At 56.2% G+C, this 12,484-nt stretch carries 13 protein-coding genes; 5 read left to right on the top strand and 8 right to left on the bottom strand.

What is annotated here, in order from left to right; translation table 11 throughout:
• The first annotated feature begins 14 nt into the window (after nt 1-14).
• On the top strand, nt 15-893 hold the full coding sequence (locus RZS32_RS10840; protein ID WP_317056994.1) for a lysophospholipid acyltransferase family protein: 879 nt from the start codon (nt 15-17) through the stop codon (nt 891-893).
• 32 nt (nt 894-925) lie between these two features.
• Here RZS32_RS10840 and RZS32_RS10845 read toward each other — a convergent pair whose 3' ends face one another.
• A complete protein-coding gene (locus tag RZS32_RS10845) occupies nt 926-1,801 on the bottom strand; it encodes a 3-hydroxybutyryl-CoA dehydrogenase (RefSeq protein WP_317056995.1) in 876 nt (291 codons plus the stop codon).
• Between the two features lie 162 nt (nt 1,802-1,963).
• Here RZS32_RS10845 and RZS32_RS10850 point away from each other — a divergent pair, with 162 nt between their 5' ends.
• Entirely contained in the window at nt 1,964-2,809 is an 846-nt protein-coding gene (locus tag RZS32_RS10850; protein ID WP_339106621.1) for a DUF6473 family protein, read from the top strand.
• 58 nt (nt 2,810-2,867) lie between these two features.
• Here RZS32_RS10850 and RZS32_RS10855 read toward each other — a convergent pair whose 3' ends face one another.
• From RZS32_RS10855 to RZS32_RS10880, 6 genes are all read right to left on the bottom strand, one after another.
• Nucleotides 2,868-3,797 (bottom strand): electron transfer flavoprotein subunit alpha/FixB family protein, encoded by a 930-nt coding sequence (locus RZS32_RS10855; protein ID WP_317056997.1) that lies wholly within the window; start codon nt 3,795-3,797, stop codon nt 2,868-2,870.
• Nucleotides 3,798-4,556: an electron transfer flavoprotein subunit beta/FixA family protein gene (locus RZS32_RS10860; RefSeq protein ID WP_317056998.1), complete on the bottom strand. Its 759-nt coding sequence runs from the start codon at nt 4,554-4,556 to the stop codon at nt 3,798-3,800. It abuts the gene before it with no gap.
• Between the two features lie 206 nt (nt 4,557-4,762).
• Entirely contained in the window at nt 4,763-5,335 is a 573-nt protein-coding gene (locus RZS32_RS10865) for a cob(I)yrinic acid a,c-diamide adenosyltransferase (RefSeq protein WP_317056999.1), read from the bottom strand.
• Nucleotides 5,336-5,548 carry a twin transmembrane helix small protein gene (locus RZS32_RS10870; RefSeq protein WP_317057000.1) on the bottom strand — a complete coding sequence of 71 codons (213 nt, stop codon included), beginning with the start codon at nt 5,546-5,548 and terminating at the stop codon, nt 5,336-5,338.
• Between the two features lie 87 nt (nt 5,549-5,635).
• The gene (locus RZS32_RS10875; RefSeq protein ID WP_317057001.1) at nt 5,636-6,463 is read right to left on the bottom strand and encodes an SDR family NAD(P)-dependent oxidoreductase; all 828 of its coding nucleotides are present in this window, start codon (nt 6,461-6,463) and stop codon (nt 5,636-5,638) included.
• A gap of 36 nt (nt 6,464-6,499) precedes the next feature.
• On the bottom strand, nt 6,500-7,150 hold the full coding sequence (locus tag RZS32_RS10880) for an SH3 domain-containing protein (RefSeq protein ID WP_339106622.1): 651 nt from the start codon (nt 7,148-7,150) through the stop codon (nt 6,500-6,502).
• A 152-nt stretch (nt 7,151-7,302) separates the two neighbouring features.
• Between RZS32_RS10880 and RZS32_RS10885 the strand changes: the two genes are divergently transcribed.
• Nucleotides 7,303-9,624: a DNA topoisomerase IV subunit A gene (locus tag RZS32_RS10885; RefSeq protein WP_317057003.1), complete on the top strand. Its 2,322-nt coding sequence runs from the start codon at nt 7,303-7,305 to the stop codon at nt 9,622-9,624.
• Between the two features lie 56 nt (nt 9,625-9,680).
• On the top strand, nt 9,681-10,142 hold the full coding sequence (locus RZS32_RS10890; protein WP_317057004.1) for a YHS domain-containing (seleno)protein: 462 nt from the start codon (nt 9,681-9,683) through the stop codon (nt 10,140-10,142).
• A 50-nt stretch (nt 10,143-10,192) separates the two neighbouring features.
• On the opposite strand, the gene RZS32_RS10895 is transcribed toward RZS32_RS10890, so the two are convergent.
• On the bottom strand, nt 10,193-11,572 hold the full coding sequence (locus tag RZS32_RS10895) for a cytochrome P450 (protein ID WP_317057005.1): 1,380 nt from the start codon (nt 11,570-11,572) through the stop codon (nt 10,193-10,195).
• A gap of 148 nt (nt 11,573-11,720) precedes the next feature.
• Between RZS32_RS10895 and RZS32_RS10900 the strand changes: the two genes are divergently transcribed.
• The gene (locus RZS32_RS10900) at nt 11,721-12,443 is read left to right on the top strand and encodes a hypothetical protein (RefSeq protein WP_317057006.1); all 723 of its coding nucleotides are present in this window, start codon (nt 11,721-11,723) and stop codon (nt 12,441-12,443) included.
• The last annotated feature ends 41 nt before the right edge of the window (nt 12,444-12,484 follow it).

Below are 12,484 nucleotides of genomic sequence, written 5' to 3' on the forward strand. Positions count from 1 at the left end.
CAGGATCAGACCACGTGGTGGAACGCGCTCAGGATCAAATTGGCACTCAAGTGAGCACTCCGGTGTCGCCCACCAAGTATGACCGGCGGAGCCTGACCTATGCCAATTCATTTGATGCGCCGCTGACGGCATTCACGATCCGAGCCGTCGAGTGGTTCACCGGTAAGTTAACGATCCTTCGGATGATCCGTGAGTTTGAACGCAAGGGTGCCCCGACAGGTCAGGCATTCTGGCGTGCGGCGCTTGGGACCATGGGTATCGACCTTTTGACTCCAAAAGAGCAGATTGATCAAATTCCCAAAACTGGTCCTGTGGTGATCGTGGCCAATCACCCCCACGGGTTGGTGGATGGCATGATTTTGGCTGATCTCATTGGTCAGCGACGCACCGACTACAAGATCCTGACACGGGCTTTGTTGACCGGGATTGATGAGGTTGCGGCGTCCTACATGATTTCGGTGCCCTTCCCGCATGAACCAGACGCTCAGCGTAAATCAGTGGAGATGCGCGCCAAGGCGATGGCGCATCTGAAAGAAGGCGGTGTGATCAGCGTCTTTCCTGCCGGTGTGGTGGCGTCAAGCGATACGATGTTCGGCCCTGCGATTGAACGTGAATGGGCCGTGTTCACAGCGCAGATGATCCGGCGTTCGGGCGCGCAAGTCGTGCCGATCTTTTTCCCGGGGGCCAACAGCCGCGTTTATCAGATGGCCAATCAGATATCCGCCACGCTGCGACAAAGCTTTTTGCTTCATGAAGTGGTCAAAAGCTGTAACAAGCCGCAGAATCCGGTTGTGGGCGCGCCGATTGACGAAGAGCGCATGAAGATGCTCCAAAGCGACCCAAGAGGTTTCATGGCCTGGTTGCGTGAGCATACACTCAGTCTTGAGAAATAAGGGTTTTCTGGAGAACCTGAACTGAAGGTGGATCAACGTGTCGGGACAGGTGTCTCGCCGCGATAGTCATAAAATCCACGTCCGGTTTTGCGGCCTAGCCAACCGGCCTCGACATATTTGGTCAAAAGCGGGCAGGGGCGATATTTGGTGTCCGCCAGCCCATCATGCAGCACATTCATGATGGCAAGGCAGGTATCCAGCCCGATGAAATCAGCAAGCTCCAGCGGCCCCATCGGATGATTGGTGCCCAGCTTCATCGACGTGTCGATTGAGGTCACACTGCCCACGCCTTCGTAAAGTGTGTAAACGGCTTCGTTGATCATCGGCATCAAGATGCGGTTGACGATGAAGGCGGGGAAGTCTTCGGAACTGGCCGCAGTCTTGCCGAGTTTTTCGACCACCCCGAAACAGGCGTCATAGGTCGGTTGATCCGTGGCAATACCGCGAATGAGTTCGACCAATTGCATGATCGGCACGGGGTTCATGAAATGAAACCCCATAAATTTTTCAGGTCGGTCCGTGCGGCTGGCCAGGCGGGTGATCGAGATCGAAGACGTATTTGATGTCAGGATCGTGTGCGGTTGCAAATGCGGCAAAAGATCTTCGAAAATGGCCTGCTTGACCGTCTCGCGTTCGGTGGCGGATTCGATGATCAGGTCTGCTTCGCCCAAGTCTGGCAAGGACAGCGTTGTCTGAATGCGCGCCAGGGCATCTGCCTTGGCGCTGGCCTCCATTTTGCCCTTGCCCACTTGACGTTCCATATTGCCATCAATGATCGAAACAGCCTTGTCGAGTGCATCCTGACTGATGTCATTAAACAGCACATCATACCCTGCGACGGCCATGACATGCGCGATTCCATTGCCCATCTGTCCTGCGCCTACGATTCCGACTTTGCGGATTTCCATCGACCTGCCCCTTTTGAAATGACCTGCTCAGGATACGCGGGGCGCATTGTGGGCTGCAAGGGTTGGTTCGACCCAAAATTACTACGAATTGTATGTTTAAGGGTTTCTCAAAACTTTTGACCTAAATCTGTCGCTTGGGTGAGTAAAAATATGGTGGGCGATATGAGTGTTCATTCCTTGGAACACCGTGGTGCGGCATATGAGATGTGTCAGTACCCCGGCTCAAAGTTAACGTTTCGCGGACCAGCAAAAAACCTCCGGCGGGATTTCATTGCGTGTTTAGGCGGCACAGAGACCTTTGGCCGCTTTGTGTCCTATCCATTTCCGCATTTGCTTGAGAACAGTTTGGAAATGCCTTGTGTTAACCTGGGATGGCCGAATGCAGGGATTGATGTTCTCACGCATGACAAAGTTCTGAATGATGTCGCGCGGCGTGCACAGCTTGTTGTGTTGCAGGTTCCTTGCGCCGTGAACATGAGTAACCGGTACTATACGGTTCATCCGCGTCGCAATGACCGCTTTCTGAAGGCCAATGAACCTCTGCAAGAGTTGTTTCCGGAAGTGGATTTTACGGAATTTAGTTTTACGCGCCATATGCTTGAAGACTTGCGTCTTGTATCCGCTGAGCGGTTTGTGCAGGTCCATGCAGAGCTGGCATCCTGTTGGATCAGTGGCATGAAGCGCTTTCTGAAACAAGTGGAGAGCCCTGTTGTTCTGTTCTGGTTTTCTGACCGTAAACCAGAAACTCATAGCAATGAGCCAGGTGTTCACTATGACCCAGCGCTGGTGACGCGCGCCATGCTGGATGCTGTGCGACCAGATGTGGCGGAAACTGTTGAATATGAGATTGCTGTGTCAGCCCATGCCGACAAGATAGACGCGGTTCGGGGGGACCCGGTGCTGACATCGGAAGATTTGCAAGTTGCGCGGGAATTGCCTGGGCAACGCGCACATGAAAAGGCGGCGCGTTTGTTGCGCCCGGTCGTGCATGCGGCCTTGAACACTTAGGTCCAAACGCAAAAAGGCCCGCTCGATGGCGGGCCTTTCAATTCTGCTGGCCAAGGTCTTAGCCTAGCTTTTCGGTCAACTCCGGCACAGCCTGAAACAAGTCGGCCACAAGGCCGTAATCGGCCACCTGGAAGATCGGTGCTTCTTCGTCTTTGTTGATTGCAACGATGATCTTGGAATCCTTCATCCCGGCCAGGTGCTGAATGGCGCCTGAAATCCCAACGGCGATGTAGAGATCCGGTGCCACAACCTTGCCGGTCTGACCGACTTGCCAGTCGTTTGGCGCAAAGCCCGAGTCTACAGCGGCACGTGACGCGCCAACAGCAGCACCCAGCTTGTCCGCAAGACCTTCGATCAGAGCGAAGTCCTCTTCGGACCCAACACCACGTCCACCGGAAACAACAATACCCGCAGAGGTAAGTTCGGGGCGATCGGATTCGGCAACCTTGTCCTCGACCCATTCTGACAGACCGGGATTGTCCGCTGCTGAGATGGATTCAACGGATGCTGATCCGCCTTCGCCGGCCGCGTCAAAGGTCGACGTCCGGAAAGTTACAACCTTTTTCGCATCAACAGATTTGACCGTCTGAATGGCGTTGCCCGCGTAGATTGGACGCTCAAAAGTGTTACCATCGACCACGCCGGATACGTCCGAGATCACCATTGCGTCGAGCAGGGCTGCGACGCGTGGCATGACGTTTTTTGCGTCAGTCGTGGCAGGCGCGACGATATGGTCATAGCCATCGGCCAGAGATACGATCAGAGCCGCGGTAGATTCCGCAAGACGATGACCCAGCGAGGCATCCTCGGCCACGAGAACCTTGGACACGCCGTCGATCTTGGCGGCAGCTTCGCCTGCTGCGGCGGCAGATCCACCTGCGGCAAGAACAGTCACGTCGCCCAGTGGCTTGGCAGCTGTCACGGCTTTGGCGGTGGCATCGAGTGCCAATTCGCCATCATTCACTTCGGCAAGAAGAAGTACAGACATTTACACAGCCCCCGCTTCTTTGAGTTTTGCAACAAGGTCATCCACAGAGCCCACGATTTCGCCTGCTTTGCGGGCCTCGGGTTCTTCGGTTTTGACGACTTCAAGACGCGGCGAGACATCCACGCCATAGTCCGCGGCGGTTTTCTCATCCAGCGGCTTTTTCTTGGCCTTCATGATGTTCGGCAGCGACGCATAGCGCGGCTCGTTGAGGCGCAGGTCTACGGTCACGATGGTTGGCATCTTGACCTTGATGGTTTGCAAGCCGCCATCCACTTCACGTGTGACCACGGCGTTGTCGCCGTCTACATCAAGCTTGGAGGCAAATGTACCTTGGCTCCAGCCGAGCAGCGCAGAGAGCATCTGACCAGTGGCGTTCATGTCATTGTCGATGGCCTGCTTGCCTGCGATGACAAGGCCAGGCTGTTCTTCTTCGACCACCTTGGCGAGGATTTTGGCAACAGCCAGCGGTTCGATATCGGTGTGAACATCATCCGCAGCTTCAACCAGGATGGCGCGATCCGCACCCATGGCCAGCGCAGTGCGCAGCGTTTCCTGGGATTGCTTGACGCCGATCGATACGGCGATCACTTCTTCCGCCTTGCCCGCTTCCTTGAGGCGAATGGCCTCTTCCACGGCGATTTCGTCGAACGGGTTCATCGACATTTTGACATTGGCAAGATCGACACCCGATCCGTCCGCCTTGACGCGAACTTTCACGTTATAGTCGATCACGCGTTTGACAGGCACGAGCACCTTCATTTGCATGGTCTCCCTAAATCAACAAAGAGCCGCGCAACGCGACTCTGCAAATTCCTCTGAGGCGTTTGATACAGATTTGTTTAGCGCCACAACAGAGCAAAATCGTCACGTTTCCGTCTTGCGACGTCGCGTTTCCGATGTGTTGGGAGGATTTTTTCACCAAAATCGCGCTTGGCGCTGAATTCAAAAGAAGAGCGACACAAGTTTTACCGGTTCGCGCCGGGCACCCAAAGCACGTCGGATTTGCCTTCATCATTGGCCATGCGCCCGGCCACAAAAAACCAGTCGGACAGACGGTTGAGATATTTGACTGCGGCCGGATTGATCGCTTCCATCGTGGCCAGTTCCACCGCAAGCCGTTCTGCGCGGCGCGAAACCGTGCGGCACAGATGGAGATGCGCGGCAAGCGCCGATCCCCCCGGAAGGATGAAGCTGCGCAGAGGCTCCAGTGCTTCGTTCATGACGTCAATTTCCGCTTCCAGCCGTTCAACCTGACTATCGGCCATGCGCAGCGGCGGATACTCGGCTTCAGCGTCCATTTCCATGTCGGGGCGACACAAGTCGGCGCCGAGATCGAAAAGATCGTTCTGAATGCGGGCCAGAGCGGCATCGGTGTCACCGCCACTGTGAAGGCGCGCCAGACCCACGGTCGCGTTGACCTCATCCACGGTACCATAGGCGGTCACGCGCATTGAGTGTTTCGCCACACGTGTGCCATTGCCAAGTGCGGTTTCCCCGGCATCCCCGGTCTTGGTGTAGATCTTGTTGAGTACAACCATTTATTCGCCTCCTGCCTGCCGGCGCACATAGACAAAGAGCAAAATCAGAAGCACCGCAATGAACTGTGCGATGATCCGGTATTGCATGAACTTGTTTGCGCGTTTTGCGTTGTCCACGCCTTCCTTGCCAAAGGTGCTGATGCCCTTGATCAGGATCACGGCCACCACACCGCAGGCCAACGCGGCCACAATAAAAAGAGGGTCTTTGAGCATTCGAAATTTTCCACTTGTCCCTTGCTTGGCCACTTAGACCGTGTGTCTGAAAAAGCGAACTGGAAATGGTGACGCAGGCAAAGAAGTTCAGTTTTTAGACAAAATCCAATCAAGAGCGCGGGTCGAAAGAACACGCCTCAGTCCGCCCATGAGGTAGGTTGGCGTGGTGACGTAGTATCGTGGTTTTGGACGTTTCGCCTCAATCGCATGAATAAGCTTCTTGGTCACAGCAGAGGCCGGAAGCTCAAAAGTGTCGCGTGATTTGGGGCCATAGAGGCGCTTGCGCAGGACCTCATAACTTTCCGCTCGCGCAGAATTTTCCCAGTCAATCCAGCTTTCGAAATGCGGAATTGCGTTTTGCCGGATTTTAGAGGTTACGGGACCTGGCTCAATGAGGGCCACGTGGATGCCGGTGCCGCGCATTTCGATGCGCATGGTGTCGGTAAGACCCTCAAGTGCGTGTTTTGTGGCATTATAGGCGCCGCGCCAAGGCAGTGTAATAAAGCCGAGGATTGATGAATTCTGTACGATACGGCCGTGACCCTGAGCACGCATCACTGGGATGACATAGCGGGTAAGCTCATGCCAGCCAAAGAAATTGGCCTCGAAAATCGCGCGCAAGGCGTCTGTTGGTAGATCTTCGACAAGCCCTGGACAGGCAAATGCGCCGTTGTTGAATAGCGCATCCAAGCGCCCGTCTGTTGCTTCCAGTACTTCTGCTAGCCCGGTGGCTATGGTTTCGGGGCTTTGGTAGTCTATCAGCGGGCTCTCAAAGCCCTCGCTGCGCATACGTTCACAGTCTTCTGGTTTGCGGCAGGACGCGAAAACACGCCAGCCACGCTCACGCAGACCAATCGCGCCATCGTAGCCGATACCGGAAGAACAGCCCGTGATAAGAATGGTTCTTTCGCTCATGCGCTGCACACTGGACCGCGCGTGCGCTTGATGCAATCAGTTTGCCGTACTCACAAGCCAGTCGGCCATCCAGCCTTCCTGCCCAGTTGTCATGACACGGAGCATGACCCAACCATTTCCTGGCGCATCCAAGATCGCAACTTCGGTGCCTTGGGACAGCTTCCCAACTGCGGCAAATTCAGTGCCCGGGCCACCGCGCATGTTAACAATATTGCCGGTGACATATCGGATGTCTTGGTTTGCGGCCTGTTCGTCTTGCTTCAACGCTTTGATGGATTCAGTTTGCTGAACGCGTTTGGCTTCTTGAAGCTGGAACAGCTCAATCGCTCCGGGCCAAACTTCGCGGGCGTCTTCCTCTGCCGCTTCCAACGCCTGTTGCTCGGCCTCATCCAGAGTCGCGTCGCTTGCTGTCACACGCACTGTTTTGGCGTCAGGCTGAGATGGGTAGGCCGACGCATCAACTTTGACCGAAGCGAGGGTAATATCCAGGCGCCGCGCTGACTGCGCCTTTGGTGCAGGTTTTGCAAGATCGGCTATGGACGGAGTCTCAACGGGTTCCAGTTCAGCAACGCTGACTGGTTGAGTTTGACCTGCCCGGGCTTGAATTGAGTTCGCATGGGGTTCGTAATCCGCACCACCACTTAGCTCATAAAAAGCAAATCCTAAAAACCCGAAGGTTATCATCATAAAGCGCCACATAGCGCGAACCCCTGTACGATTGGCAGCAAACTTCCCTATTCCAACCTATACGATTCGCAAAATAGCATCATGGGAAAACCTTTCGGATTTTCCCGAACAGGTGCTTTACGCCCTGAACCCGCACGAGTATCACATCATCTATGAGTGATTTGGTCGACGACCCCAACATAAGCCCTGAGGGCGGATCAGAAGCTGTTGCAGAACCGCTACGCCGGGCCATTGGCGAGCGCTATCTGACCTATGCTCTGTCGACGATCATGCATCGCGCGCTGCCCGATGCGCGGGACGGCTTGAAGCCTGTGCATCGGCGGATTCTCTATGCGATGCGCGAACTCAGGCTGGCCGCGAATGGAGGATTCCGGAAGTCGGCCAAGATCTCTGGCGACGTGATGGGGAACTACCACCCCCATGGTGATGCCGCGATCTATGACGCCATGGCGCGCCTCGCGCAGGATTTCAACGTGCGCTACCCGCTGGTCGATGGCCAGGGTAACTTTGGTAACATCGACGGGGACAACCCCGCCGCCAGCCGCTACACAGAAGCGCGGTTGACCATCGTGGCCGAGGCTTTGCTGGAAGGCCTCAATGAAAACGCGGTCGATTTTCGCGACAATTACGATGGAACGCTGACCGAGCCGGTTGTTCTGCCTGCGCAATTCCCGAATCTCTTGGCCAACGGCTCCAGCGGCATTGCCGTGGGTATGGCCACCAACATCCCGCCGCACAATATCGCGGAGTTGATCGATGCGTGCCTGCATCTGATCAAAACGCCCGATGCGCGTGATGATACGTTGATGAAATATGTGCCCGGTCCGGACTTCCCGACCGGAGGCATCATTGTTGAGCCGCCAGAGGCGATTGCCCAGGCGTATCGAACCGGCAAAGGTGGTTTCCGCCTACGCTGCAAATATGAGGTCGAGGATCTGGGCCGGGGCCAATGGCAGATCGTTGTCACTGAAATTCCTTATCAGGTGCAGAAATCCAAGCTGATCGAAAAGCTGGCGGAACTGATCCAGACCAAGAAAATTCCAATCCTTGCCGATGTTCGGGATGAGAGCGCCGATGACATCCGGGTCATCCTTGAACCGCGATCCAAGAATGTGGACCCTGAGGTTCTGATGGGCATGCTCTATCGCAACTCCGATCTGGAAGTGCGGTTCTCGCTCAACATGAACGTGCTGATTGACGGGCTGACGCCCAAGGTCTGTTCGATGAAGGAAGTGCTGCGCGCCTTCCTGGATTTCCGGCGTGAGGTTCTGATCCGGCGCTCGACGCACCGGATGGAAAAAATCGACCACCGGTTAGAGGTGCTCGAAGGCTTGATCGTGGCTTTCCTCAATCTCGACCGGGTGATCGACGTCATCCGCTATGACGAAGACCCTAAAGCCGCACTGATGCGTGAGGACTGGTCCAAGGATCACGTCCGGGCGAGCGATGAGGCTGACTATGTTCCGCCTCCGCCGGGTGAAGGCGAGTTGAGCGATGTGCAGGCCGAAGCCATTCTCAATATGCGCCTGCGCAGCTTGCGGCGCCTTGAGGAAATGGAGTTGTTGCGCGAACAGGGCGAGTTGATGGAAGAACGCGCCGGTTTGGAAGACCTTCTGGAAAGCGAAAAACTTCAATGGTCGGCGATTTCGGATCAGCTCAGAGACGTCAAAACCAAGTTTGGCAAAGACTACGAAGGCGGCGCACGTCGCACACAGTTTGCCGAGGCCGGAGAGGTCGAAGAAGTGCCGCTTGAAGCGATGATCGACAAGGAGCCGATCACGGTTGTGTGCTCGAAAATGGGCTGGATCCGGGCGATGTCGGGCCATATCGATCTGAATCGCGAGTTGAAATTCAAAGACGGTGATGAAGGACGGTTTGTCTTTCATGCAGAGACCACCGACCGTCTACTGGTCTTTGGCACCAATGGCCGGTTCTACACGTTATCGGCGGCCAATCTGCCCGGTGGGCGCGGTATGGGAGAGCCGCTGCGCCTGATGGTTGATCTGCCAAACGAGGCCGATATCGTCGCCATCCTGATCCACAGCCCCGGACGCAAATTGCTGGTGGCGTCCAGTGCTGGCGACGGATTCCTGGTTCCCGAAGATGAGGTTGTGGCCCAAACCCGCAGTGGCAAACAGGTGCTCAATGTCAAAAACGATGTGCGCGCGCAGGTGTGTCGCACTGTTGAGGGCGATCACGTGGCCTGTGTTGGCGAAAACCGTAAGGTACTGGTCTTCCCACTGGACGAGTTGCCGGAAATGGGGCGCGGCAAGGGTGTGCGGCTTCAGAAATACAAGGATGGCGGTTTGAGCGACGCCATGACGTTCACTCTGGCGGAAGGGCTAAGCTGGCTTGATCCCGCGGGTCGGACGCGCACCGAGACGGAACTTGCCGAATGGATAGGCAAACGCGCCAGCGCAGGCCGCATGGCCCCGCGCGGTTTCCCTCGTGACAATCGATTTACGAAACTGTGATTTGATCACAGTCGAATTGTGCTTACTTTTGCGGAGATCGCAGGAGGAGACCGCCCATGACGCTTTCAAGACGTGCCATCTTGATAGGGGCAACCGCGGTGCTGGTTGCACGACCCGCATTTGCCAAAGAGCCACGCTGGTATGACAGCGGCAGCGGCTATGCGGCTGACGGGGCGGATGTTGTGGCCTATTTCTCGCTTGATGAGACCGCCAGAGGCGTCAAAGGGTCATCTGAATATAGCACAGAGTGGAACGGCATGCGTTGGCGCTTTGCCAATGCCGAGAACCTCGCCGCATTTCAGGCAAATCCGGAAAAATACGCGCCTCAATTCGGCGGCTACTGCTCTTGGGCCGTGTCGCAGGGCTACACTGCCCATGGCGACAAAGATGCCTGGTCTGTCAAGAACGGTAAGCTTTACCTGAACTACAACAACCGCATCCGAAACCGTTGGCTTAAGGATGTGCCCGGATTTATCGCCAAGGGAGAAGCGAATTGGCCGGGTATCATCGGTTCTTGAAGCTCTAGAGCGAGTGGGCAAAAAGCGACCGGTAACGCAGGTCGCTTTTTTTACGCCGCGTTTGCCGGGCGAAACGGCCCGAGCGATTTCGCCTCCAGCCAAACACCGCCCTCAGGGCGCAGCGTCAGGATCATGACCGGGTCAGGGTCGCGACCCGCAACCGGCGTGAACTGGAACCGACTTAACAGCGTGCCGAGAATGATCACGGCCTCCTGAATGGCAAAGCTTGCCCCAATACAGATACGCGGCCCATCTCCGAAGGGCAGATAGGCGTAGCGTTCCATCGACTTGCGCTCCGCGAAGCGATCCGGGCGGAACGCATCCGGATCCTCCCAGAGCATATGATGCCGATGCAGGGCATAAATCGGGACAATAACCGTGTCGCCTTTGCGGATCTCGCGCCCGCAAAGCGTGTCATCGGCCATCGCCGTCCGCGACACCATGCCCGCAGGTGGATAAAGCCGCAGGGTCTCATCAATGATTTGCCGCACGAAAGGCAGGTTGGCGACATCGTCGCCCGTCACGGGCCTGTCGCCACAAACGCGATGCACTTCGGCACGCGCGCGCTTCTGGACCTCCTGGTCAAAGGCGCTGAGATACAGCGACCAACCCAATGTCAGCGCAGTTGTCTCATGGCCTGCCACGATGAAGGTGAGCAGGTTATCTCGAAGCTCGGCAGTATTCATCTGCCGCTTGGTTTCCGGGTCTTCGCCCTCCAGCAGCAGGTCCAGTAAGTCCGGCACGCCATCCGGGCCTCTTTTGCGCCGTGCTTCAATGGCTTGATCGGCCACGGTTTTCATCTCTGATACGGCCCCGCGTGAGAACAAAAGCCGCCCGGGTCTTGGCACCCAATCCGGCGCACCCAGAACGTCGAGCAGGGAAATCTTGCCTGCTTCCGCGATGTAGTTGTCGATGCCGCGATGCACGGCATCTGAGTCAAACATGCCATCGCCGGAAAAAGTAACCTCGGCGATCACGTCAAAGGTGGTGCGCACCATGTCTTCGGCCACATCCACCGCGCGGTCTCCGGCGGCGGCAATGCGTTCGGCGCTGCGTTCTGCGGCGGCGGTCATGATCGGTGCGAGGTTCATCACATTACGATGCGAAAACACCGGGGCCGCAGTGCGTCGCTGCCACCGCCAATGCGCGCCTTCGGCGATGAAAAGCGAGTCGCCGATGGCCGGTTTGAGCAGGTTTTTCGTGACCAGCGACTTGGGGTAGATTTCCAGACGTTCCAGAAGCATTTCCCGCAACGCGCCGGGGTCCATAACCATGTGCCAGCGCTTGCCCGTACGGCCTGAAACCATGGGCTGACGAGTGGCAATATCCGGAATAATGCTCAGAACGTTTCGGCGCGCGGCGTTCAAACTGCCAAGGATGCCCAGTGGTTCTGTGACCAATGGTACTCTGACTGGGATCGTTGAGGACATTGGACCACCTCCTTTGTCTCGGACACAATATAGGCCGACCGTTGCATTCCGGCAATTCTGGGGACTGCGACGAAAGGCCCTCGATTGCGCGAAACCCGTCCCTGCGATAATCACTGAAAGGAAGATTTTGTGGGAAGAGGACAACGCTATGCTTGGCAGAGTGGTGCTGGTGCTTCTGTGCTTGGTGGTTGCGGCCTGCACAAACGTCAATGATTTGGACAAGGAACCTACCTACCTTGGCAACTTCCATTTGGGGCACAATGTTGTTGTCGCACCCAATCTAACCAAGGGTCCGGCATCGCGCGACGCGACGAAGGAAGAATGGACCGAAGGGATGAAGCTAGCCATTGACGAACGCTTTGGGCGCTATGAAGGCACAAGGCTTTATCATCTAGGCATCAGCGTCGAAGGCTATGTCCTTGCCATCCCCGGCATCCCTTTGGTCGCGGCTCCAAAGTCGGCGCTTATCATCAGAGTGACAGCCTGGGACGATGAAAAAGAGGCCAAACTTAACGAAAAACCGGAAACCATCACGATTGTTGAGTCAATTTCCGGGCAGACCTTGATCAGCTCTGGGCTCACCCAGTCCAAAGAAACGCAGATGAAAAACCTCACACAGAACGCAGCCAAACTGATTCAGAACTGGTTGGTGAGGCAAAACAATCAGGAAGGTTGGTTTGAGGATGATGGTGTGCCCGCCAAAAACAAGCCACAAGGACGGGCAGCCCAGGCACAGCTTGAAGCGGAAGAGGCCGAGACAGCCGTTGCGACGGACACAGATGATACAGCCGTCGAGGCCGAGATCGAAAGTGACACTCCGGGCGAGGATGACACGGACGTGCCCTCCGAGGTGCCTGCACCTGTCTTATAAGTCATCCCACTCTGCCTCAGCGCCGAAAAGAGTGTTGACCT

This window comes from Roseovarius sp. W115 (genome assembly GCF_032842945.2).
GTDB classification, from domain to species: Bacteria; Pseudomonadota; Alphaproteobacteria; order Rhodobacterales; family Rhodobacteraceae; genus Roseovarius; species Roseovarius rhodophyticola.

Coding starts and splice junctions, on each gene's coding strand:
- RZS32_RS10845 (WP_317056995.1), bottom strand. CDS start 1,801: ATGGAAATCCGCAAAGTCGGAATCGTAGGCGCAGGACAGATGGGCAAT.
- RZS32_RS10850 (WP_339106621.1), top strand. CDS start 1,964: ATGAGTGTTCATTCCTTGGAACACCGTGGTGCGGCATATGAGATGTGT.
- RZS32_RS10855 (WP_317056997.1), bottom strand. CDS start 3,797: ATGTCTGTACTTCTTCTTGCCGAAGTGAATGATGGCGAATTGGCACTC.
- RZS32_RS10860 (WP_317056998.1), bottom strand. CDS start 4,556: ATGAAGGTGCTCGTGCCTGTCAAACGCGTGATCGACTATAACGTGAAA.
- RZS32_RS10865 (WP_317056999.1), bottom strand. CDS start 5,335: ATGGTTGTACTCAACAAGATCTACACCAAGACCGGGGATGCCGGGGAA.
- RZS32_RS10870 (WP_317057000.1), bottom strand. CDS start 5,548: ATGCTCAAAGACCCTCTTTTTATTGTGGCCGCGTTGGCCTGCGGTGTG.
- RZS32_RS10875 (WP_317057001.1), bottom strand. CDS start 6,463: ATGAGCGAAAGAACCATTCTTATCACGGGCTGTTCTTCCGGTATCGGC.
- RZS32_RS10880 (WP_339106622.1), bottom strand. CDS start 7,150: ATGATGATAACCTTCGGGTTTTTAGGATTTGCTTTTTATGAGCTAAGT.
- RZS32_RS10885 (WP_317057003.1), top strand. CDS start 7,303: ATGAGTGATTTGGTCGACGACCCCAACATAAGCCCTGAGGGCGGATCA.
- RZS32_RS10890 (WP_317057004.1), top strand. CDS start 9,681: ATGACGCTTTCAAGACGTGCCATCTTGATAGGGGCAACCGCGGTGCTG.
- RZS32_RS10895 (WP_317057005.1), bottom strand. CDS start 11,572: ATGTCCTCAACGATCCCAGTCAGAGTACCATTGGTCACAGAACCACTG.
- RZS32_RS10900 (WP_317057006.1), top strand. CDS start 11,721: ATGCTTGGCAGAGTGGTGCTGGTGCTTCTGTGCTTGGTGGTTGCGGCC.